General features: G+C 70.4%; 19 protein-coding genes. 9 read left to right on the forward strand and 10 right to left on the reverse strand.

All coding sequences use genetic code 11. From position 1 onward, the window contains the following. Positions 1-73 precede the first annotated feature (73 nt). From NCG93_RS04250 to NCG93_RS04270, 5 genes are all read right to left on the reverse strand, one after another. Positions 74-1,579 (reverse strand): amidohydrolase, encoded by a 1,506-nt coding sequence (locus NCG93_RS04250; protein ID WP_194415263.1) that lies wholly within the window; start codon positions 1,577-1,579, stop codon positions 74-76. Further along, a complete protein-coding gene (locus NCG93_RS04255; protein WP_194415262.1) occupies positions 1,576-2,217 on the reverse strand; it encodes an FMN-binding negative transcriptional regulator in 642 nt (213 codons plus the stop codon). The genes NCG93_RS04250 and NCG93_RS04255 overlap by 4 nt, the downstream gene beginning before the upstream one ends. Before the next feature lie 41 nt (positions 2,218-2,258). Next, a complete protein-coding gene (locus NCG93_RS04260) occupies positions 2,259-3,257 on the reverse strand; it encodes an Fpg/Nei family DNA glycosylase (RefSeq protein WP_194415261.1) in 999 nt (332 codons plus the stop codon). Positions 3,258-3,261: 4 nt separating this feature from the next. After that, on the reverse strand, positions 3,262-3,804 hold the full coding sequence (locus NCG93_RS04265) for a ribose-5-phosphate isomerase (RefSeq protein ID WP_194415260.1): 543 nt from the start codon (positions 3,802-3,804) through the stop codon (positions 3,262-3,264). Positions 3,805-3,887: 83 nt separating this feature from the next. Beyond that, the gene (locus tag NCG93_RS04270) at positions 3,888-5,087 is read right to left on the reverse strand and encodes a ferrochelatase (RefSeq protein WP_194415259.1); all 1,200 of its coding nucleotides are present in this window, start codon (positions 5,085-5,087) and stop codon (positions 3,888-3,890) included. Positions 5,088-5,270: 183 nt separating this feature from the next. On the opposite strand from NCG93_RS04270, the gene pepN reads away from it, so the two are divergent. From pepN to NCG93_RS04310, 8 genes are all read left to right on the forward strand, one after another. Continuing rightward, a complete protein-coding gene (pepN, locus tag NCG93_RS04275) occupies positions 5,271-7,817 on the forward strand; it encodes an aminopeptidase N (protein ID WP_194416021.1) in 2,547 nt (848 codons plus the stop codon). 101 nt (positions 7,818-7,918) lie between these two features. Then, on the forward strand, positions 7,919-8,827 hold the full coding sequence (locus NCG93_RS04280; protein ID WP_194415258.1) for an ABC transporter ATP-binding protein: 909 nt from the start codon (positions 7,919-7,921) through the stop codon (positions 8,825-8,827). Continuing rightward, the gene (locus NCG93_RS04285; protein WP_194415257.1) at positions 8,827-9,687 is read left to right on the forward strand and encodes an ABC transporter permease; all 861 of its coding nucleotides are present in this window, start codon (positions 8,827-8,829) and stop codon (positions 9,685-9,687) included. The genes NCG93_RS04280 and NCG93_RS04285 overlap by 1 nt, the downstream gene beginning before the upstream one ends. A 9-nt stretch (positions 9,688-9,696) precedes the next feature. Then, a complete protein-coding gene (locus tag NCG93_RS04290) occupies positions 9,697-11,016 on the forward strand; it encodes a sensor histidine kinase (protein ID WP_194415256.1) in 1,320 nt (439 codons plus the stop codon). Continuing rightward, positions 11,009-11,701, forward strand: a complete 693-nt coding sequence (locus NCG93_RS04295) for a response regulator (RefSeq protein ID WP_194415255.1) — start codon at positions 11,009-11,011, stop codon at positions 11,699-11,701. Before NCG93_RS04290 ends, NCG93_RS04295 begins: the two co-directional genes overlap by 8 nt. Positions 11,702-11,792: 91 nt before the next feature. Further along, the gene (locus tag NCG93_RS04300; RefSeq protein ID WP_194415254.1) at positions 11,793-12,902 is read left to right on the forward strand and encodes a mechanosensitive ion channel family protein; all 1,110 of its coding nucleotides are present in this window, start codon (positions 11,793-11,795) and stop codon (positions 12,900-12,902) included. Continuing rightward, positions 12,899-13,435, forward strand: coding sequence for a globin (locus NCG93_RS04305; RefSeq protein WP_194415253.1), 537 nt, complete (start codon positions 12,899-12,901; stop codon positions 13,433-13,435). The genes NCG93_RS04300 and NCG93_RS04305 overlap by 4 nt, the downstream gene beginning before the upstream one ends. A 116-nt stretch (positions 13,436-13,551) precedes the next feature. After that, positions 13,552-15,216: an FAD-binding dehydrogenase gene (locus NCG93_RS04310; protein WP_194415252.1), complete on the forward strand. Its 1,665-nt coding sequence runs from the start codon at positions 13,552-13,554 to the stop codon at positions 15,214-15,216. Between the two features lie 27 nt (positions 15,217-15,243). Here NCG93_RS04310 and NCG93_RS04315 read toward each other — a convergent pair whose 3' ends face one another. Next, complete coding sequence (locus tag NCG93_RS04315) at positions 15,244-15,921, reverse strand: DUF8185 domain-containing protein (RefSeq protein ID WP_194415251.1); 678 nt, start codon at positions 15,919-15,921, stop codon at positions 15,244-15,246. A 112-nt stretch (positions 15,922-16,033) separates the two neighbouring features. Between NCG93_RS04315 and NCG93_RS04320 the strand changes: the two genes are divergently transcribed. Beyond that, the gene (locus NCG93_RS04320) at positions 16,034-16,894 is read left to right on the forward strand and encodes an acyl-CoA thioesterase (RefSeq protein WP_194416019.1); all 861 of its coding nucleotides are present in this window, start codon (positions 16,034-16,036) and stop codon (positions 16,892-16,894) included. A 3-nt stretch (positions 16,895-16,897) separates the two neighbouring features. Here NCG93_RS04320 and NCG93_RS04325 read toward each other — a convergent pair whose 3' ends face one another. The 4 genes from NCG93_RS04325 to ssb form a co-directional block, all read right to left on the reverse strand. Beyond that, positions 16,898-17,422 (reverse strand): acyl-CoA thioesterase, encoded by a 525-nt coding sequence (locus NCG93_RS04325; protein WP_194415250.1) that lies wholly within the window; start codon positions 17,420-17,422, stop codon positions 16,898-16,900. Next, positions 17,415-19,094, reverse strand: coding sequence for an energy-dependent translational throttle protein EttA (gene ettA / locus NCG93_RS04330; RefSeq protein WP_194415249.1), 1,680 nt, complete (start codon positions 19,092-19,094; stop codon positions 17,415-17,417). Before ettA ends, NCG93_RS04325 begins: the two co-directional genes overlap by 8 nt. A 120-nt stretch (positions 19,095-19,214) precedes the next feature. Further along, positions 19,215-19,745, reverse strand: a complete 531-nt coding sequence (locus NCG93_RS04335; RefSeq protein ID WP_252787437.1) for a DUF6993 domain-containing protein — start codon at positions 19,743-19,745, stop codon at positions 19,215-19,217. Positions 19,746-19,802: 57 nt separating this feature from the next. Further along, the gene (ssb, locus tag NCG93_RS04340; protein ID WP_194415248.1) at positions 19,803-20,342 is read right to left on the reverse strand and encodes a single-stranded DNA-binding protein; all 540 of its coding nucleotides are present in this window, start codon (positions 20,340-20,342) and stop codon (positions 19,803-19,805) included. Between the last annotated feature and the right edge of the window lie 174 nt (positions 20,343-20,516).

Genomic DNA, 20,516 nt, shown 5'->3' on the forward strand with positions numbered 1-20,516 from the left:
GACGCCGTCGCCGCGGCATCCGACCCCCTCCCGAACCGGTACGGGGGAAGACCCCCGCACCGCGGGGAGGGCTTTACGCCAGGTGGGTCAGGCGCCCGCCCAGGAGTGTCGCGCCGACGCGCATGCTGCGGAGGTCAGTCTCGTCGGCGGTGAGCGGGTCGCGCTCGCAGATCGCGAGGTCCGCGATGTCGCCCGGCTCGATGCGGGCGGGCGTCGCCGATCCCCCGCGAGTGGATGCCGAGAGCGCGGTGGCCGCGTCCACCCGCTGCTGCGGCTGCCAGGCTTCCCGGCCGTCACGCGTGCGGAAGACCGCCGCCGCCATCGTCGCCCACGGATCGAGCGGCGCCACCGGCGCGTCCGACCCGAACAGCAGGTTCGCCCCGGTGTCGGCGAGAGCGCGCAGCGGGTAGGGCTGCGCGGTCTGGCCGGCCCAGACGGTGTCGGTGAGGTCGCGATCGTCCAGCGCGTGCTCGGGCTGCACGCTCGCTCCCACGCCCAGACGCGCGAAGCGCGGGATGTCGGCGTGCGCGACGAGCTGCGCGTGCTCGATGGTGCCCCAGGCGCCGGTCGCGGCGAACGCGTCGAGCGCGTGAGAGTTCGCGACGTCGCCGATCGCGTGGATGGCGGACGCGATCCCCGCCGCCGTCGCTCGTGTCATCAGATCGACCAGCGTGGCGAGGTCGACTGTCAGCACCCCGTGGTTGTGCGGATCACCCGGATACGCCTGGGACGTGGCTGCGGTGCGGGTTCCCAGCGAGCCGTCGGTGATGACCTTGAGGGGGCCGACACGGACGAGGTCGGATGCCGCGCCCCGGGCGACGTCGCCGGTCTGCAGTCCCTCCGACACGGCCCGGTCGAGGAACTCGGGGTAGATCCCGAACGTGACCCGGAGCGCGTCGAAACCGTCTGCGAGGCGGCGCACCCACGCGTCCTCGTTCCACGCCATGTCGAGATCGACGAGGCCCACCACACCGCGGGCCGCGGCATCCTGCGACATGCCCCGGACGAGCGGGTCCGACACCGACGCGTCGACGGCGTTGAGCCGCCGCGAGATCTCGAACGCCGGCTCCTCGCGGAGCACGCCGATGCCGTCGGGCGCGAAGCCCTCACGGCGGAGCGCCGCGCTGTTGAGCCAGACGCTGTGCACGTCCGCGTTGATGAGGTACGTCGGCACCTCGCCGGTCGCGGCATCGAGGACGGCGAGGTCCGGCAGATCGGCCCAGAACGCGTCGCGATACCCGCCGCCGACCCGGCGGCCATCGGCCGTCGGCTCTGCCGCCGACATGAGCTCCGCCGCGTGTGCGGCGGACTCGGCGTGGCCGAGAGCGACGCGCTGGGCGCTGAGCGCCCACTGCACGGTGTGCACGTGGTGGTCCCAGAGCCCCGGGATCACGTAGCCGCCGCCGGCATCGAGCACCCGGCAGTTGCGCGGAAGCGCCCCGGCCGGCGCGATGTCGACGACGAGTCCTTCGGCCAGGTGGACATCGACCGGGTCGGATCCGAACGGGTCGGTGCGTTCGGATCCGGTCAGCCGCGCGTTCGCGATCACGCCGGGGGCGTCACCGCGGGCGAGCGTCACCGAGCCGCCTTCCGGGTCTCGAGGTCCCGGCGCATCTCGGCGGGCAGTCGCGGATCGGCGTAGGGGCTCGTACCGGCCTCGAGCTCGACGATCACCGTCTCGACGACCTCGTCGGGCTTGTTCTGGCTGAGCTTGCGCTTGCCGACGACCCGGGTCGGGGTGAGGCGGAATCCGGTCGTGCCCTTCTCGAGTCGACGCACGAACTCAGGGTCGTTGGGCGGTGCCCACATCAAGCGGGGCTGCGGCATGCCGCTCTCGAAGCGGGTCACGAGCTGCTCCAGCACCTCGAGGTTCTCCTCGGGCGTGAGCAGCTCCGGGATGCCGGTGAGATGCGCCGAGACGAAGTTCCAGGTCGGGACGCTCTCCACGTCGCCGTACCAGCCGGGCGAGACGTACCCATGCGGCCCCTGCACGACGACGAGCAGCTCACGTTCGCCCAACCCGTGGATGAGGTCGTCCGGCTTGCCGACGTGGCCCACGATCGTGAGGTCGTCACGCTCGGCATCGAGGAGCACCGCGTAGTGGGAGGCGACGAGCCCGGCATCCGTGGAGCTGACCAGCGTGACCCACGGATTCTGTTCGATGAGGCGGCGGATCTCGCCGACATCGGACAGGGCGAAGCTCGGGTTCTGGCGCATGGACCCAGCCTATTCGCGCCGCCCAGCCCCCAGCCGCGGCGTCACGCCTGACAGGAGGGGCACCAGTAGAGCTTGCGGGTGGCGGCTTCCTCGACCACGATCGCCGTGCCGCACACGCGGCACGGGAGCCCTGCGCGGTGATAGACCCAATGCCGGTCGTCGCGGCTCGCCATCGCCCTGCGGTAGGCATCGGGATCGAGGTCGTCCATCGTCATCATCTGGCCGGTCTCGACGCCGATCGCGAGCAGCCGCACCCAGTCGCGCCAGATGCCGCGCACGACCTCCTCGGGGACGTCCCGTCCCGGCGTGTGCGGGTTCTGGCGGGCGCGGAACAGCAGCTCGGCGCGGTACACGTTGCCGATGCCGCTGACGACGCTCTGGTCCATCAGCAGCAGGCCGATGGACGTCGGCTTGCGCCGCACCACCGAGACGAACCGCTCCTCGCCCTCCCGGACATCGTCGACGAGAGGGTCGGGGCCGAGCTTCGCGATGGTCGCGGCCACCTCGTCGGCGCTCTGCAGCTCGCAGGCGGTCGGGCCGCGCAGATCGGCGCAGGTGAGGTCGGTGAGGAGCCTCAAGCGCACCTGTCCGACCACCGGGGGCGGCCACTCGTCGCCCTCGTCCGAAAGACCCGTGGTCTGCTCTGACATGCGCACGTGGACCCGGGATCGCCGCGGTGCGCCGATCGAAGTGAGCGAGTTCTCCCCTGCGCTGTCGAGGATCGCCTCGCCCAGTTCGGTGCCCCGCTGGTTGGTCTGCCCCATGCGGCCGTTCGCCGAGGCGATCGTGGGATCGACGAGGATCTCGCCCGCGAAGTCCCACGCCCCGTACATGCCCAGGTGCACGCGCAGCCACAGGTCGTCGTCGAACTCGAGGAACATCTGCTTGCCGACGGCACGCACCTGCGTCGCGGTGCGGCCGCTGATGATCGCGGCGCCTTCGACGAACCGGCCCTGAGGACTCGAGGCCCCAACGGCGTGGCCGACGATATTGCGGTCGAATTGGCGGGCGATGCGATGGACGGAATGTCCCTCAGGCATCGCGTCAGCCGGCTTCGGGGTCGAACGAACTGTCGCCGGCGGCCAGGACGTCGGGCTGCTGTGCCGCGCGCGGGTCGGGCAGGAGCGTCCCGTCCTGCTCGTACGCGGCCAGCTGCGCGATGCGTCGCGCGTGCCGCTCCTCGCCCGAGAACGGGGTTGCGATGAAGCGGTCGATGAACGTCGTCGCCTCTTCGAAGGTGTGCTGGCGTGCGCCGATCGCGATGACGTTCGCGTCGTTGTGCTCACGCGCGAGCTCGGCGGTGGCGATGCTCCACGCCAGGGCTGCACGGACGCCGACGACCTTGTTCGCGGCGATCTGCTCGCCGTTGCCGGACCCGCCGAACACGACCCCGAGCGTCTCGATGCCGGCGGCCTGGTCGCGCACGACGGCCTCCGCGGCACGGATGCAGAAGGCCGGGTAGTCGTCGAGCGGGTCGTACTCGAGAGGGCCGTGGTCGACGATCTCGTGACCGGCCGCCGCGAGATGGTGCTGCAGCTGCGTCGAGAACTCGAGGCCGGCGTGGTCGGTCGCGATGTGGATGCGCATGGCTCAATCCTAGGCAGGCCGGCGAGGGCGGAGACGGATGCCGGCACGTCGGTGCCGGGCCGCGAAGAGAGGGCTTCCGCGGCTCAGGGCGCCACACCGGCGGCAGCCGGCTTGAAGCCCGCGCGCACGTTCTCGCAGCACGCGGGGCGGCACACGTCGAACCACGGTCCGAGGTCCGTCGCGTGCGGGCGCTCGGCAGCGGGCGTGCCGCTGAGCCGCTCCTGGACGAGGTCCACCAGGCCCGACACGAACACCGGGTCGACGCCGGGAGTCGGCGTGCGCACGGAACGGATCCCGACCTCGGCCGCGGCATCCATCGCCTCGGTGTCGAGGTCCCAGAGGACCTCCATGTGGTCGCTCATGAAGCCGAGGGGGACGATCGCGACGGCCTGCACGCCGGCTGCCGGAAGCTCGGCGATCACGTCGTTGACGTCCGGCTCGAGCCACGGCTGGCTCGGCGGGCCCGAGCGCGACTGGTACACGAGGTCCCAGCCGATGCGCTCGGCGCCGGAGACCTCCGCCGCGACCGCTGCCATGACGACCTCGGCGACGGCGAGGTGCTGTGCCGCGTACGCACCGCCCTCCCCGAGATCACGGTGACGCTCGTCGCCTTCGCGCGGGCCGGAACGCTCGGCGTCCGCCGTCGGAATGCTGTGGGTCGAGAACAGGACGCGCACGGACTCCGGGGCGATGCCGTCGGCCAGGAATCCGCCCACCGCATCGCGCACACCGTCGACGAAGGGCTGCACGAAGCCGGGGTGGTCGAAGAACTGGCGCACCTTGTCGATCGTGACCGTCCCCTCCAGCCCGGTGTCGATCAGCACGCGTGCGAAGTCCTCGCGGTACTGCCGGCAGCTCGAGAACGACGAGTAGGCGCTGGTGGCGAGACCGAGGAGTCTGGTGTCACCCGCGGCCGCGGCATCCGTCACCGCCTCATCGAGGTACGGAGCCCAGTTGCGGTTGCCCCAGTACACGGGGAGCTCGATGCCGCGGGCGGCGAGCTCTGCCTCCAGCGCGGCCTTCAGCGCACGGTTCTGCGCATTGATCGGACTCACGCCGCCGAAGTGCCGGTAGTGGTGGGCGACCTCTTCGAGGCGCTCGTCGGGGATGCCGCGCCCGCGCGTGACATTGCGGAGGAACGGGATGACGTCGTCCTGGCCCTCGGGTCCGCCGAAGCCGGCGAGCAGGATGCCGTCATACGCGACGGCCTGCTCCACGTACGGAGCCCCGGAGGCGGCGGCGGGCGATGCGAACGGAACGACGTGCTGCTCGGGAGAGGTCACCCCTCCATCCTGACACCCGGCACGGACGATTCCGCCATCGGATCAGTGCTTCCCCCGGCGGCTGACATAGGCTGGACCGGTTGTCATCGGTGCCAGCAGCGCTGATGACGGCCGCCGGATCGAGTGTCCGCGCAACGGGCTTATCGAGATCATCCGTCATCCTCACCCATGGGAGCCACAGCAGTGCCTGGAGAGAACCTCACCCGCATCGAGGCGCAGGAGCGCCGCGCGATCGTCGAGACGCAGTCCTATGAGATCGCGCTGGACCTGACGAAGGGCGCTGAGGTCTTCGGATCGCACACCGTCGTCCGCTTCACCGCCACGGCGGGTGCCGCGACGTTCATCGACCTGATCGCGCGCGAGGTGCGGCAGATCACCCTCAACGGCCGGTCCATCGATCCGGCGACCGCCTTCGCGGATTCGCGGATCGCGCTCGACGGCCTCGCCGCCGACAACGAGCTCGTCATCGACGCCGACTGCCTCTACACGAACACCGGCGAGGGCCTGCACCGCTTCGTCGACCCGGTCGATGGCGAGGTCTACCTCTACTCGCAGTTCGAGGTCCCCGACTCGCGCCGCGTCTTCGCGGTGTTCGAGCAGCCCGACCTCAAGGCGACCTTCGCGTTCACGGTCACCGCGCCCGAGCCGTGGAAGGTCGTCTCCAACTCCCCCACCCCCGACCCGAAGAAGCACGGCGACGGCACCGCGACGTGGCGCTTCGAGCCCACGCCCCGCATCTCGTCGTACATCACGGCGCTCATCGCCGGCCCCTACGAGGCCACGTTCTCCGAGCTCACCAGCTCGTCGGGCCGCGTCATCCCCCTCGGCGTCTACAGCCGCAAGAGCCTCTGGCAGTACCTCGACGCCGACTACATCTTCGACAAGACGCGTGAGGGATTCTCGTACTTCGAGGAGAAGTTCGACTACGCCTACCCCTTCGCGAAGTACGACCAGCTGTTCGTTCCCGAGTTCAACGCGGGTGCGATGGAGAACGCCGGGGCGGTGACCTTCACCGAGACGTACGTGTTCCGCTCGAAGGTGACGGATGCCGTCAAGGAGCGGCGCGTCGTCACGATCCTGCACGAGCTCGCCCACATGTGGTTCGGCGACCTCGTCACGATGAAGTGGTGGAACGACCTGTGGCTCAACGAGTCGTTCGCCGAGTGGGCGTCCACGATCGCCACCGCCGAGGCCACGGAGTGGACCGAGGCGTGGACGACCTTCAACGCCATGGAGAAGACCTGGGCGTACCGCCAGGACCAGCTGCCCTCCACGCACCCCGTCGTCGCCCAGATCAACGACCTCGAGGACGTGCAGGTCAACTTCGACGGCATCACGTACGCCAAGGGCGGCTCGGTGCTCAAGCAGCTGGCCGCGTGGGTCGGCATCGACGCCTTCTTCTCGGGCGTCGGCGCGTACTTCAAGAAGCACGAGTGGTCGAACACCGAGCTTTCGGACCTGCTGACCGAGCTCGAGACCACCAGCGGCCGTGAGCTCTCGACGTGGTCGAAGAAGTGGCTCGAGACGGCGGGCGTCAACACCCTCTCGCCCGAGATCGTGACCGACGTCGACGGCACGATCACGCGCTTCGCCATCGTGCAGACGGCGCCGGCCGACTACCCGACCATCCGCCCGCACCGGCTCGGTGTGGGGTTCTACGAACTCGACGGCGATGCCCTCGTGCGCGTGCACCACGTCGAACTCGACGTCGACGGCGACCTGACCGAGGTGCCTGAGCTCAAGGGCCGCAGGCGCCCCGCGCTCGTGCTGCTGAACGACGAGGATCTCGCCTACGCCAAGATCCGCCTCGACGACCAGTCGCTGCAGACCGCGATCGACCACCTCGGCAAGATCACCGACCCGCTCGCGCGGTCGCTGGTGTGGGGTGCCGCGTGGGATCAGACGCGGGATGCCGAGACCTCGGCGTCGGACTACGTCGACCTGGTCCTGCGCAACATCGGCGCCGAGACCGAGTCGACCACGGTGCGGACGACGCTCGCGCAGCTGCAGCTGGCCGCGAACTCGTACGTGGCGCCCGAGAAGCGCGACATCACCCGTGCCCGCGTCGCCGACACCCTATGGCAGCTCGCGGAGTCCGCCGAGGCGGGCAGCGACAGCCAGCTGCAGTTCGTCACGGCCTTCGCCTCCGCGGCCGCCACGCCGAGCCAGTGGGCGAAGGTGCGTCAGGTGCGCGACGGCGAGGCGACGTTCACCGGCCTCGAGATCGACACCGATCTCTCGTGGCAGCTGCTCGTGTCGCTCGCGGCCGGCGGCGCCGTGACCGCGGACGAGATCGACGAGGCCCTCGTGGCGGACAACACGGCCAAGGGCGGCGAGTTCGCGGCACAGGCGAAGGCGGCCCTGCCGAGCGCCGAGGCGAAGGCCGCGGCGTGGTCGTCGCTCGTCGACAGCGACGACCAGCCGAACACGATCGTCCGCGCCGCTGCGCTCGGATTCGTGCACCCGGCGGGTCGCGAGCTTCTCGACGGCTTCGTCACGCGCTACTTCGACGCACTGGTGCCGATCTGGGACTCGCGCACGTACCAGATCGCGCAGTACTTGATCGTCGGGCTCTACCCCGCGCCGCTGGCGAACGTCGCCCTGCGCGACGCCACACGCGCCTGGCTCGAGGCGAACGCCGACGCCGCTCCGGCGCTGCGCCGCCTCGTCGCCGAGAACCTCGCTGGTGTCGAGCGGGCGCTCTCGGTGCAGGACCGCGACGCCCAGTAACGACAGACTGCCGGCGTGGTACCCAGGTACCAGTCGCCGTTCTCCAAGACCCTCCTTGCGGCCGACGCGGCGCAGGGAGGGTCTTGCGTAGCGTCGATGACATGATCGTCGCAGAGAATCTGAGCAAGAGCTTCGGAGCCAAGCACGCCGTCCAGGACGTGAGCTTCACCGTCCAACCGGGCCGGGTGACCGGGTTCCTCGGTCCGAACGGTGCCGGCAAATCCACCACGATGAGGATGATCGTCGGACTCGACCGGCCGACCAGCGGCCGGGTGACCGTGGACGGCCGCGACTACCGTCGCCTGCGTTCGCCGCTGACCGAGGTCGGCGTGCTCCTGGATGCCAAGGCGGTCCACACCGGCCGGAGCGCCCAGAACCATCTGCGGGCGATGGCCGCGACGCACGGCATCCCCCGTCGACGTGTCGACGAGGTGATCGAGATCACCGGACTCAGCTCGGTGGCACGCAAGCGCGCCGGAGGGTTCTCGCTCGGCATGGGTCAGCGCCTCGGCATCGCGGCCGCGCTGCTCGGCGACCCCAAGACGCTCATCCTCGACGAGCCGGTCAACGGCCTCGACCCCGAGGGCGTCCTCTGGGTCCGTCGGTTCGTCCGGCATGCGGCATCCGAGGGCAAGACGGTGCTGCTCTCGAGCCACCTGATGAGTGAGATGGCCCTGACGGCCGATCACATCATCGTGCTCGGACGCGGCAAGGTGCTCGCCGATGCGTCGGTGGACGACCTCGTTCGTCAGTGGACGCGCGCCACGGTGCGCATCCGCACGCCGCGGGCGCTCGAGCTGGCCGAGCTCGTCGCGAGAGACGGCGTGACGGTCACGCACCTCGCCGACGGGCTGATGGATGTCGAGGGCGCGGCCGCTCAGGACATCGGCGATCTCGCCCTCGCGCACGGTATCGCCCTGCACGAGCTGACCCCCACGTCCGGCACCCTCGAGGACGCGTACCTCGGACTGACCGGCGATGACGTCGAATACAAGACGAAGGACATCTGATGACCACCGCACTCGCTCCCGCCCCCGCCACGCCGACACGTGCTGCCGCAGCAGACTCCCCCTATCGGCTCTCGTTCGCGCGCCTCGTGGCCTCAGAGTGGATCAAGTTCACGAGCCTCCGCTCCACCTGGTGGTCGATCGGACTCGTCGCGGTCGTCTCGATCGGCCTCAGCCTGCTCATGGCCTTCTCCTACGCGGCTTTCGCCGGTGACATGCCGCCGATGTCGGTCGAGGAGGCGAACCGGCAGGCCGTGCAGGTCGTGGTGTTCAGCACCGTCCTCACGCAGCTGCTCGCCGTCGTGCTCGGCACGATCACGGTGACGGGAGAGTACTCGACCGGGATGATCCGATCGACCTTGACCGCCGCCCCGGGACGGGTGGGGGCGCTGTTCGCCAAGGCCCTCGTCGTCGCGGTCACGATGCTCGTGACGAGCGCCGTCGTGTTCGCGATCGCCGCCGCCGTGTCGGGCCCGGTGCTGCCGACAGGTGCCATCGATCTCAGCGATCCCGACAGCTCCCTGATGCCGCTGCTCGGTGCGACCGTCTACCTCGCCATCATCTCCGTCGTCGGCGTGGGGATCGGCTTCATCATCCGCAACGGACCGGGTGCGCTGGCGGCCGGGATCGGCCTCGTCTTCGTGGCACCGATCCTCGTGCTGTTCTTCCCCCGGCTCGACTCCTTCCAGTGGATCCACGACGCGGCGAGCTACCTGCCCTCGAACGCCGGCCAGTCCCTCTTCATGGGCTCGCCGATGACCGGGGAACTCCTGGAGCCCGTCCCGGCGCTCGTCACGCTCGCCGCCTGGGCCGTGGTCGCCCTCGCCGGAGGCATCGCGGTGCTGAAAACGCGCGACGCGTAGAGTCGATCGGTGCCCGAACACCCAGACGTCGTCCTCGGCCGGGAGTCCCTCCCGGCCGAGGACGAGCTGCGTCTACCGAAGCCGCCCGGGGTGTTCCGGCAGTTCTGGGCGCGGCATCCGCTCGGCACCGACATCCTGATCGCGGTCATCGCGCTCCTGATCTCGATCCCGGCCGTCACCGTGCGCTCGGCGCTGCCCGAGCCGGCCGATCCGTGGATGATCGGCGCCGGCCTGGCGCTCGTTCTCGTCGGCTGCGTCGCCCTCGTGTGGCGGCGGCGCTGGCCGGTGACGGTCTTCGCGATCTCGCTTCTGCCCGCCCTGCTGATCGAGCCCGAGCTCGCGGCGACGCTCAGCGGACCGGTGTCGCTGATCGCGATCTACTCGGTCGCGGTCTATCGCGGCGTGCGCGCGTGCTGGATCGCGTTCGGCGCCGCGGCGGCGCTGATCGCCCTTCGCACCCTTGCGCTGGTGCTCACCCAGCCGGCGGTCGCCGCTACGCAAATCAACGTCGACGTGTCCACTACGGTCGCGCTGCTGCTCGGCGCACTGGTCGGGATCAACGTCGGCAATCGCCGCCGCTACCTCAGCGCCCTCATCGACCGCTCCCGTCAGCTGCTCGTGGAGCGGGACCAGCAGGCCGCGCTCGCCGCCGCATCCGAGCGTGCCCGCATCGCCCGGGAGATGCACGACATCGTCTCGCACTCGCTCACCGTCATCGTGGCGCTGTCCGAGGGTGCGAGCGCCACCGCGGATCCGGTGCGCGCGCGGGAGGCGAGCCGGGCGGTGGCGGCGACCGCCCGCGAGGCGCTCTCGGAGATGCGGATGATGCTCGGTGTGCTCCGCGGCGCCGGCGCCGCGGACGACGCGCCCCTCGGCCCGCTCCTGGACGCGTCTCTCCACGACGTCATCGAGGCGGCGCGTGCGGCCGGCTTCCCCGCGACGCTGTCGGTCTCCGGCGACCCCGACGTTCCCTCCGCCCACCGGCTCGCGATCCTCCGAGTGGTGCAGGAGGCGATCACCAACGCCATGAGGTACTCGCGCGACGGGAGCTTCATCCGCGTGATCACGGAGTATTCGCCGGGCGGCGTGCGCATCGTCGTGGAGAACGACGGTGCGCACCCCGAAGCGGAGTCGGCGGGTGCGGGCTGGGGTCTGCGCGGCCTCGAGGAACGGGTCGGCACGCTCGGCGGCACGGTCGTCGCGGGCCTCGCGGCTCCGGGCCTCTGGCGCCTGACCGCCGAGCTGCCCAGGGATGGCGAGCGGGAGGAAGCTCAGCGTGAGGGAGCCGAGCGCGATGGAGCCGAGGGGAACGGAGACGAGCATGGCTGAGCCGACGACGACGGAACCGATCCGGGTGCTGCTGGTGGACGACCAGCAGCTGATCCGCCTCGGGTTCCGGCTCGTGCTCGAGGCAGAGCCGGACATCGTCGTCGTCGGAGACGCGTCGGACGGCATCGAGGCCGTCTCGGCGGTGGGCGCAGCTCCGCCCGACGTGGTGCTGATGGACGTCAGGATGCCGCGGATGGACGGCCTGGAGGCCACGCGGCGCATCGTGGCCGAGCATCCCAGCGTCCGCATCGTGGTGCTGACCACGTTCGACCTCGACGAGTACGCCTTCGCGGCGCTGCGCGCCGGCGCCAGCGGGTTCCTGCTGAAGGATGCGCATCCCCATGAGCTCACCGGCGCGATCCGCGCCGCGCACGGCGGGGACGCGGTGCTGGCGCCGCGGGTCACGCGCCGCATGCTCGAGATGTTCGGCGATCGGCTTCCGGCGGATGCCGCCGCCGACGCGCGCACGCGCGACCTCACCGAGCGCGAACACGAGGTGTTCATCGCGATGGCGCGCGGCCTCACCAACGCCGAGATCGGCGCGGAGCTGTTCGTCAGCGAGTCCACGGTGAAGACCCACGTCGGGCGCGTGCTCGCGAAGCTCGGCGCGCGGGACCGCGTCCACGCCGTGATCCTGGCTCACCGCCTGGGCGTCGTCCCGCGCGATTCCGGGCGGCCGGGCTGACGCCGCGCAGCCGTGGCCCGCGTGACGCGGCGTCCATCTCGCGCTGCACCACTCGGCCGATGCTCGGGCGACGCTCGTTAGGATCGACACGATGCTGCCCTTCGACACGACCACGCCGACCGCCGATGCCCCGGACATCACGACGCCCGAGTTCTGGACAGGCGTCGGCTCGTTCTTCGCCGCCGCGGGGTGGAACCTGCTCGCGGTGGTCAGCATCATCGTGGGCGCGCTGGTCGTCACCTGGATCCTCCGGCTCGTCATCCACCGCGTCGTGAACCGCATCGTCAACGGCGCGAAGAACAAGGCGAACGTCGACGACACGCAGGCCCTCGAGCGGTCGCCGCTCGCATCCGTGCGGCTCGTGCAGCGCACGCGGACGCTCGGCTCCATCCTCAGCAACATCGTCAACGTGACGATAGTCATCGTCGCGCTGCTGCTCATCCTCAACGTCCTGGCGCCGACGGCGCTCGGTTCGCTGACCCTCCTCACCGCCGCCATCGGCGCCGGTCTCGGCTTCGGTGCCCAGAACATCGTCAAGGACGTGCTGAACGGCATCTTCATCGTCGCCGAGGACCAGGTCGGCATCGGCGACGTCGTCGACCTCGGGCTTGCCACCGGCATCGTCGAGTACGTGAGCGTGCGGGTGACGCACGTCCGCGACGTGAACGGCACCCTCTGGTACGTCCGCAACGGCGAGATCACCCGCATCGGCAACCTGTCGCAGGGCTGGTCCCGTGTCATCCTCGATCTGTCGGTCGCCACCGACTCCGACATCGACGAGGTGGAGAAGGCGATGCTCGACACCGCGAAGGCCCTGGCCAAGGACCCGAAGTGGCGCACGCGGATCCTCGAGCAGCCCGAGGTCTGGGGTCTCGAGTCCATCTCGGGCGACGCGCTCGTAATCCGCCTCGTGATGAAGACCCGCGCCAACGCGAAGGACGACGTCGCGCGCGAATTGCGCATGCGGCTCAAGCACACGATCGACGAGATGGGCATCACCCTTCCTGCGCTCACCGCGGTGATGCCGACGGGGATCGAAGGCGCGCAGCGCGTCCGGGGCGCGAACCCTCCGAAGACGAAGCCCACTCCCGTCGCGGCCACGCCCGAACGTCCGGTGTGGAAGCCCAAGCGCCCCACCAAGAAGCCCGCTTCGCCGCCCGCGGGCGAGGAGCCGGGGACGACTCCGGGAGGAACGCCATGACCGACTCCACGCCTCCCCAGCCGGCTGTCGGCGACGGCGCTGCCGCGGGCGCGTCGGAACCGGCGACGCCGCTCAGCTTCTACGACGAGATCGGCGGGCACGACACCTTCGTGCGCCTCGTCGACGCGTTCTACCGGGGCGTCGCGGACGATGACGTGCTGCGACCCATGTATCCCGAGGAGGACCTCGGGCCCGCGAAGCAGCGTCTCACCCTCTTCCTCGAGCAGTACTGGGGCGGCCCCACGACCTACAGCCAGGAGCGCGGGCATCCACGCCTCCGCATGCGTCATGCGGCGTTCCATGTGGATCCGGCCGCGCGCGACCGCTGGCTGGCACACATGCGCATCGCCGTGGACGAGCTCGATCTGCCGCCGCTGCATGAGACGACCCTCTGGGACTACCTGCAGCGCGCCGCGTACGCGATGGTGAACACCTTCGAGCCCGCAGGCATCGGACCGGCGGCCGGAGCCCGCAGCACGACGGGTCTGCCCGTGACGCCGGCTCCACCCGCGGATCCCGGCGCCACCGGCTGAGCCACCGCCCCGCACCACTCCCCCCGCACCACTCCCCCCGCACCGCTTCCCAGACCACCGCTTCCCAGACCACCGCTTCCCGACAGCTCCACCTCACCGCCGACGAAGGAGTCGACATGCCCCTCGCCACCCACCAGACCGACATCCTCGTCATCGGATGGGGCCTCGCCGGTCTCGTCGCCGCGGCGGAAGCCGTGGCCGCCGGCAAGCGGGTCACGATCGTCGACCAGGAGCCGCGGTCCAATCTCGGCGGTCAGGCGTGGTGGTCGTTCGGCGGGCTGTTCTTCATCGACTCGCCCGAGCAGCGCCGGCTCGGCGTCCGCGATTCCCTCGAGCTGGCACGGCAGGACTGGCTGGGAAATGCCGGCTTCGATCGCGAGGAGGATCTCTGGCCCCGCCGCTGGGCCGAGGCGTACCTGCAGTTCGCGCACGGGGAGAAGCGCGCGTGGCTGCGGGAGAAGGGCGTCGGCTTCTTCCCCATCGTCGGCTGGGCAGAGCGCGGCGGATACTCGGCCACCGGCCCCGGCAACTCGGTGCCGCGCTTCCACGTCACCTGGGGCACGGGCCCGGGAGTGGTCGCCCCGTTCCAGGCGGCCGTCGAGTCGGGCGAGGCCGACGGGCGCGTGACGATCCTGCCCCGGCACCGGGTCACGTCGCTCACCGTCGAGGACGGCACCGTCACGGGTGCGGCAGGCGATGTCCTGGCACCGTCGGGCGCGGCACGCGGCGTTGCCAGTTCTCGCGAGGTGGTCGACACGTTCGCGATCCGTGCCGGCGCCACGATCGTCTCCTCCGGCGGCATCGGCGGCAACCACGAACTCGTGCGCCGGTGGTGGCCCGAGCGCCTGGGCACTCCCCCGGCCACCATGCTGACCGGTGTCCCCGCGTACGTGGACGGCTCGCTGCAGCCGGTCAGCGAAGCCGCGGGCGCCCGCCTCATCAACGGCGATCGCATGTGGCACTACGTGGAGGGCATCCAGAACTGGGATCCGGTGTGGCCGGATCACGGCATCCGCATCCTTCCCGGGCCGTCGTCGGTCTGGCTCGATGCGACGGGCAACCGTCTGCCGGTGCCGCTCTTCCCCGGTTTCGACACCCTCGGCACCCTGGCGCATCTGCGCGCCACCGGCCACGACCACTCGTGGTTCGTGCTGTCGCAGCAGATCATCGAGAAGGAGTTCACGCTCTCGGGCAGCGAGCAGAACCCCGATCTCACCGGCAAGGACGTGCGCCTGCTCGCCACGTCGCGTCTGGGCAAAGGAGCGTCCGGCCCCGTGCAGGCGTTCATGGACAGAGGCGCGGACTTCGTCGTGCGCGACACGCTCGACGACCTCATCGCCGGCATGCAGGCCCTGCCGGGCGGCGCGGTGCTCGACGCCGATCGTGTGCGGTTCGAGGTCGAGGGGCGCGACCGCGAGATGGACAACGACTTCACCAAGGATGCGCAGATCGCGATGCTGCGTTCGGCGCGATCCTTCCGCGGCGACCGGCTCATCCGCACCGCCGCACCGCACAAGATCCTCGATCCGAAGTCGGGGCCGCTCATCGCGGTGAAGCTGCATGTGCTCACCCGCAAGTCCCTCGGCGGCATCGAGACGGACCTGTCGGCCCGCGCACTGGGCGCGAGCGGTGAGCCCGTACCCGGCCTGTACGCCGCCGGTGAGGCGAGCGGCTTCGGCGGCGGCGGGGTGCACGGCTACCGCGCGCTGGAGGGCACCTTCCTGGGCGGATGCCTGTTCTCGGGCCGGGTGGCCGGCCGCGCCGCGGCGGCGGCCCTGTGACGGCGACCCGCCGGCAGCGCGTGCGTCTCAGCCCGCGGCTGGACCGGTGCGGCGCACTGCCGTGAGGCCGGTCGCCACCGGCCCGCGCACCAGCACATGCCCGCGGGTCAGGCTGATGCGCGTCCACGGCCCGATCGCGAAGACCCTCGCGGTCTCGCTGCCGCTGATGAACCCGAGGCTCAGCGCCGCGTAGGCGACGCCGAGCGGCAGCCCGCCCAGATCATCGGAGGGTGCGCCCCACACCGCGGCGCGCACCGTCCGCACGACGTCCTCGCCCGCATCCGTCGGGACGGTCTCGCCCACGCGGACGATGCCCGCCTGCGCCTGCGCAGCGAGGGTGGACGCATCGATCCCCGGGCGAGCGTCCCAGCCGCTCCGGGGCGGGGTGATTCCGGCCCAGGCCGGTGACAGCGCCGTCTCGGGCAGCTCGAGCGCGCGCGGGTCGTCCGTGACGGCGCGCAGGGCGGATGCGTCGACCACCAGGTCGCACTCCAGCTCGGGATCGGCGGCGAGGGTGCGCAGGGCCAGGACAGTCGGGGTCGGGTCGCCGAATCCGCGCGGAGCGAGCGGTGCTGCGGTCATGACGAGCACACCGCGGTCTGCCCGCAGCCGCACCCCCTCGACCGTGACGCGCGCGGCCCGTCCGGCGAAGGTCAGGGCGTCGGCGGCGGAATCGGGATCGGCGAGCAACAGGCGCTGGGACATCGCCCCCTAAGCTACCAAGCGGACCTGCGGGCGGCCGCCGCCCCGGAGAGGAGTACCCGTGGATGCGGAGTCGAACGCCGGGGTGGCGCCCGAGGCCGATCCGGTCGCGTCGATGCTGTCGGTGATCGATCTCAGCGCATCGGATGCGCGTACCACGGAGGACATCTTCACCGGGGCTTCACAGTCGATGCCGCTCGGCAGGGTCTACGGCGGCCAGGTGCTCGCGCAGTCGATCGTCGCGGCGTCGCGGACCATCCCCGGCGAGCGGACCGTGCACTCCATGCACGGCTACTTCCTCCGACCTGGAGACTCGGCGAAGGGCATCACGTTCTCGGTCGATCGCATCCACGACGGGCGGTCCTTCTCCACGCGGCGCACGCAGGCGTACCAGGAGGGCGTGCCGATCTTCTCGATGATCGCGTCGTTCCAGGACGAAGATCCCGGTCTGGAGCATCAGGAGGCGATGCCCGAAGACGTGCCCGCGCCCGACGATCTCCCCGACGTCGAGTCGCACCTCCAGGGTCTGCACCCGATGTCGAAGCGCCTGTTCACCGACCGGCCGGTCGATCTGCGGCACGTCCCGTCACCCATCTACGTGGCAGCGGATCCCGCGCGCTCCCCCCGGCAGGCGGTCTGGATGCGTGTGCGGCGTCCGATCCCCGACGACCCGGCGATCCATCGCGCAGCGCTGGCCTACCTCAGCGATCTGACCATCCAGGAGTCCATCCTGCGCGCGCACGGCGTCTCGTGGGCCACTCCTGGACTCAAGGTGGCCAGCCTGGATCATGCGATGTGGTGGCATCGCTTCGGGCGGGTCGACGAATGGATGCTGTATGTCCAGGAGTCGCCGAGCGCCCGAGGCGGCCGTGGCCTGGCGACCGGACGCATCTATGCCGCGGACGGCACGCTGCTCGCCAGTGTCGCGCAGGAGATCATGGTGCGCGTCCCCGACGCCGACGAGCGCCGGGACTGAGTCTCAGCGACGCTTCGCGTACACGATGGGCTCGCCGACGAACGGTGCCCAAGCGGTCCGCTCGGCGGCACCCCATCGCGTCGGGCGACCGCTGGCGGTGTCGACCAGGACGACGACCGCGGAGGCCCGCGCGTACAGGACCTGGGCGTCATTCCCCTCGGGACTGAACACCTCGTAGCAGACCTCCACGCTCGAGCCGCCGATGCGGCCGACCCAGAGCTGCACGTCCAGCGGCTTCTGCCCGTAGGGCACCGGCCGCAGGTACTCGATCTCCTGCCGCGCGACGAGCGTGGCGCGCGAGCCGCCGCCCTCGAGGACGGACATGTCGAAGACCGCGGTGGCCGCTGCATCCGTCCCGTCCTCGGGGCGCCAGAAGGCGCGCAGGCGCGCCTCCTCGAGCAGTTTGAGCATCGAGGTGTTGTTGACGTGCCCGAGCGCGTCGAGGTCGCCCCAGCGCAGGTGGATGGGCACGTGCAGGCGACGGCCGCGCGGAGCGGCCGTGGCTGCGGTGTCGCCGCTGTCAGTCACGCGTGAGCTTGCGGTAGGCGGTGCGGTGCGGGCGGGCGGCGTCGGCGCCGAGGCGCTCGACCTTGTTGGTCTCGTACGCCTCGAAGTTGCCCTCGAACCAGTACCACTTGTCGGGGTCGTCCTCGGTGCCCTCGTAGGCGAGGATGTGCGTCGCGATGCGGTCGAGGAACCAGCGGTCGTGCGTGATGACCACCGCGCAGCCGGGGAACTCGAGCAGCGCGTTCTCGAGCGATTGCAGCGTCTCGACGTCCAGGTCGTTGGTCGGCTCGTCGAGGAGCAGCAGGTTGCCGCCCTCCTTGAGCGTCAGCGCGAGGTTGAGGCGGTTGCGCTCACCGCCCGAGAGCACGCCGGCCTTCTTCTGCTGATCGGGCCCCTTGAAGCCGAACTTCGAGACGTACGCACGCGAGGGGATCTCCGTCTTTCCCACGGTGATGATGTCGAGACCGTCCGAGACGACCTCCCACAGCGTCTTGTTGGGATCGATGTTGGAGCGCGACTGGTCGACGTAGCTGATCTTGACCGTCTCGCCGATCTTGAGGTCGCCGCCGTCGAGCGGCTCGAGGCCGACGATCGTCTTGAACAGCGTGGTCTTTCCGACGCCGTTCGGGCCGATCACGCCGACGATGCCGTTCGGCGGCAGGCTGAAGCTCAGACCGTCGATGAGCGAACGACCGTCGAAGCCCTTCTGGAGCTTCTTGGCCTCGATCACGACGCTGCCCAGGCGCGGCCCGGGCGGGATCGTGATCTCTTCGAAGTCCAGCTTGCGAGTGCGGTCCGCCTCCGCCGCCATCTCCTCGTAGCGCGCGAGACGCGCCTTCGACTTGGCCTGGCGCCCCTTGGCGTTGGAGCGGACCCAGTCCAGCTCCTCCGCCAGACGCTTGGCGAGCTTCGCGTCCTTCTTGCCCTGGACTGCGAGGCGCTCGGCCTTCTTCTCGAGATAGGTCGAGTAGTTGCCCTCGTAGCCGATGAGGCGACCGCGGTCGACCTCGGCGATCCACTCGGCGACGTTGTCGAGGAAGTACCGGTCGTGGGTGATGGCGATCACCGCGCCGGGGTACTTCTGCAGGTGCTGCTCGAGCCACAGCACGCTCTCGGCGTCGAGATGGTTGGTGGGCTCGTCGAGCAGCAGGAGGTCGGGCTTCTGCAGCAGAAGCTTGGTGAGCGCGACACGCCGCTTCTCACCGCCCGACAGCGGGGCGATCTCGGCATCGCCCGGCGGGGTGCGCAGCGCATCCATCGCCTGCTCGAGCTGCGAGTCGAGGTCCCATGCGTCGGCCGCGTCGATCTCCTCCTGCAGCACGCCCATCTCTGCCAGCAGTGCGTCGAAGTCCGCATCGGGATCGGCCATCAGCCCGGAGATCTCGTTGAAGCGGTCGACCTTCGCCTTGATCGCGATGCCGTCCTGGATGTTCTCGAGGACCGTCTTCGTCTCGTCGAGCTCCGGCTCCTGCATGAGGATGCCGACGCTGAACCCCGGAGCCAGCTTCGCCTCGCCGTTCGACGGCGTGTCGAGCCCCGCCATGATCTTCAGGATCGTCGACTTGCCCGCGCCGTTCGGGCCCACCATGCCGATCTTCGCGCCGGGTAGGAACGCCATCGTGACGTCATCCAGGATCAGCTTGTCGCCGACCGCCTTGCGGGCTCGGACCATGGAGTAGATGTACTCAGCCATGCGGGTTTCTGCTCTCCTCGGACTTCGGACGTCAGCGTCCCAGCCTACCGGCCCCGCGGCGGGCCGACTCCACGGCGGAGCCTGCGGACAGGCGCCGTCGCCGACAGGCCGAGCCGGATGTCACCAGTCGATGGGGCGCGTCTCGCCGACGAGACATGAGCCCTCGGCGAGAACCGGCACCACCACCGTGACGGGATTCCCGGTGGCGGGACCCACCTGGCCGATGAGGCACTCCTCGCCCCATCGCACCGAGAACTGGATGCTCTCTGCCGGATTGCCGACCGTCGTCTGATCGTTCGTGACCTGCATCGCCGCCTTGTCGAAGCCCGCGGCCGTCAGCGCGTCCACGTACGCTCGTCCGACCACGCGGTTCTCCGATGCCCACACCGCCGCTGTCACCGACGTGAACAGCGGCAGATTCTCGGCCGCGGTGCCGTTCGGCACCAGCGTCGGCTCGGGAGGAGTCGTCGGGGTCGCATCCGGGGTGGGCTGCGCGCTCGACGCCGAGACGGTCGGGGTGGGGGTCGGGTCGGGCGTCCCTCCAGGAGCGCACGCCGTGAGCGTGCCGACGAGCAGAGTCGCCGTGAGCACCCAGGCCGCACGACGGCGCCGATCGGAAAAGCCAGCGCGGGGCGGGAGGTCTCGGGCCACGGGGAGAGTTTAGGGCCGCCGGCCCCGCGCGGGCTGAACGCTTCAGAGTTGAACGCTTCAGAACGGCGTCAGAGCGTCATCGGTGGATGCATCGGTGTCGTGGCCCGCACCGACGAGCATCGGCTCCAGGCTCGGGGCCTCGGCAGCGGGCGAGGCCGCATCCACGCCGGGGGCGGCCCACGCGTCGGTCCCGGCATCCTGGGGCCCTTCGCGTCCGCCAGCCGCCGCCCGACCGGCGTCCTTCATGAAGGTCGTCGTGCCCCACAGCAGATCGTGGCCGATCGCATCGGCGTCGATCTCGATCGCGGTGCCTCGACGCGCGCCGTTCTCCCACTCGCGCACCCGTACTCGACCCGTGAGGAGGACGCGGTCCCCCTTCTTCAGGGACTTGTACGCGTGATCGGCGAGGGTGCGGAATGCCGAGACAGTGTAGAAGTTCGTGCCGGCATCGATCCACGACTCCGTCTCGCGGTTGTAGCGTCGCCGACCGCTCGCCACGCGGAAGGTCGCGATCGTCACGCCGGCCGGCGTGTGCTTCAACTCCGGAGGCGTGGCCACATTGCCGGTGATCGTGATCGTGTCGCCTGTATCGCTCATGTCGCTTCCCATCTGTCGTTCCGGGGACCTTCCCCGGTGGTACCCGCCGGCGCCCCGTGCCCGAGGACGCCGGCGGGTGGATTCAGCCTGGCGCGCGGCAGAGCCGCCGACCCCGGCGACCAGCGGATCTGGGGACAGCTCACGCGAACCGTCGGTTGGGGAGGAATCGCCGGA

Source organism: Microbacterium yannicii, from assembly GCF_024055635.1.
Taxonomy (GTDB): Bacteria; Actinomycetota; Actinomycetes; order Actinomycetales; family Microbacteriaceae; genus Microbacterium; species Microbacterium yannicii.

Excerpts from the sequence above, each read along its gene's own strand:
- NCG93_RS04255 (WP_194415262.1), bottom strand. The coding sequence starts at position 2,217 with ATGCGCCAGAACCCGAGCTTCGCCCTGTCCGATGTCGGCGAGATCCGC.
- NCG93_RS04260 (WP_194415261.1), bottom strand. The coding sequence starts at position 3,257 with ATGCCTGAGGGACATTCCGTCCATCGCATCGCCCGCCAATTCGACCGC.
- NCG93_RS04265 (WP_194415260.1), bottom strand. The coding sequence starts at position 3,804 with ATGCGCATCCACATCGCGACCGACCACGCCGGCCTCGAGTTCTCGACG.
- NCG93_RS04280 (WP_194415258.1), top strand. The coding sequence starts at position 7,919 with ATGATCGTCGCAGAGAATCTGAGCAAGAGCTTCGGAGCCAAGCACGCC.
- NCG93_RS04285 (WP_194415257.1), top strand. The coding sequence starts at position 8,827 with ATGACCACCGCACTCGCTCCCGCCCCCGCCACGCCGACACGTGCTGCC.
- NCG93_RS04295 (WP_194415255.1), top strand. The coding sequence starts at position 11,009 with ATGGCTGAGCCGACGACGACGGAACCGATCCGGGTGCTGCTGGTGGAC.
- NCG93_RS04300 (WP_194415254.1), top strand. The coding sequence starts at position 11,793 with ATGCTGCCCTTCGACACGACCACGCCGACCGCCGATGCCCCGGACATC.
- NCG93_RS04305 (WP_194415253.1), top strand. The coding sequence starts at position 12,899 with ATGACCGACTCCACGCCTCCCCAGCCGGCTGTCGGCGACGGCGCTGCC.
- NCG93_RS04310 (WP_194415252.1), top strand. The coding sequence starts at position 13,552 with ATGCCCCTCGCCACCCACCAGACCGACATCCTCGTCATCGGATGGGGC.
- NCG93_RS04315 (WP_194415251.1), bottom strand. The coding sequence starts at position 15,921 with ATGTCCCAGCGCCTGTTGCTCGCCGATCCCGATTCCGCCGCCGACGCC.
- NCG93_RS04320 (WP_194416019.1), top strand. The coding sequence starts at position 16,034 with ATGCTGTCGGTGATCGATCTCAGCGCATCGGATGCGCGTACCACGGAG.
- ettA (WP_194415249.1), bottom strand. The coding sequence starts at position 19,094 with ATGGCTGAGTACATCTACTCCATGGTCCGAGCCCGCAAGGCGGTCGGC.
- ssb (WP_194415248.1), bottom strand. The coding sequence starts at position 20,342 with ATGAGCGATACAGGCGACACGATCACGATCACCGGCAATGTGGCCACG.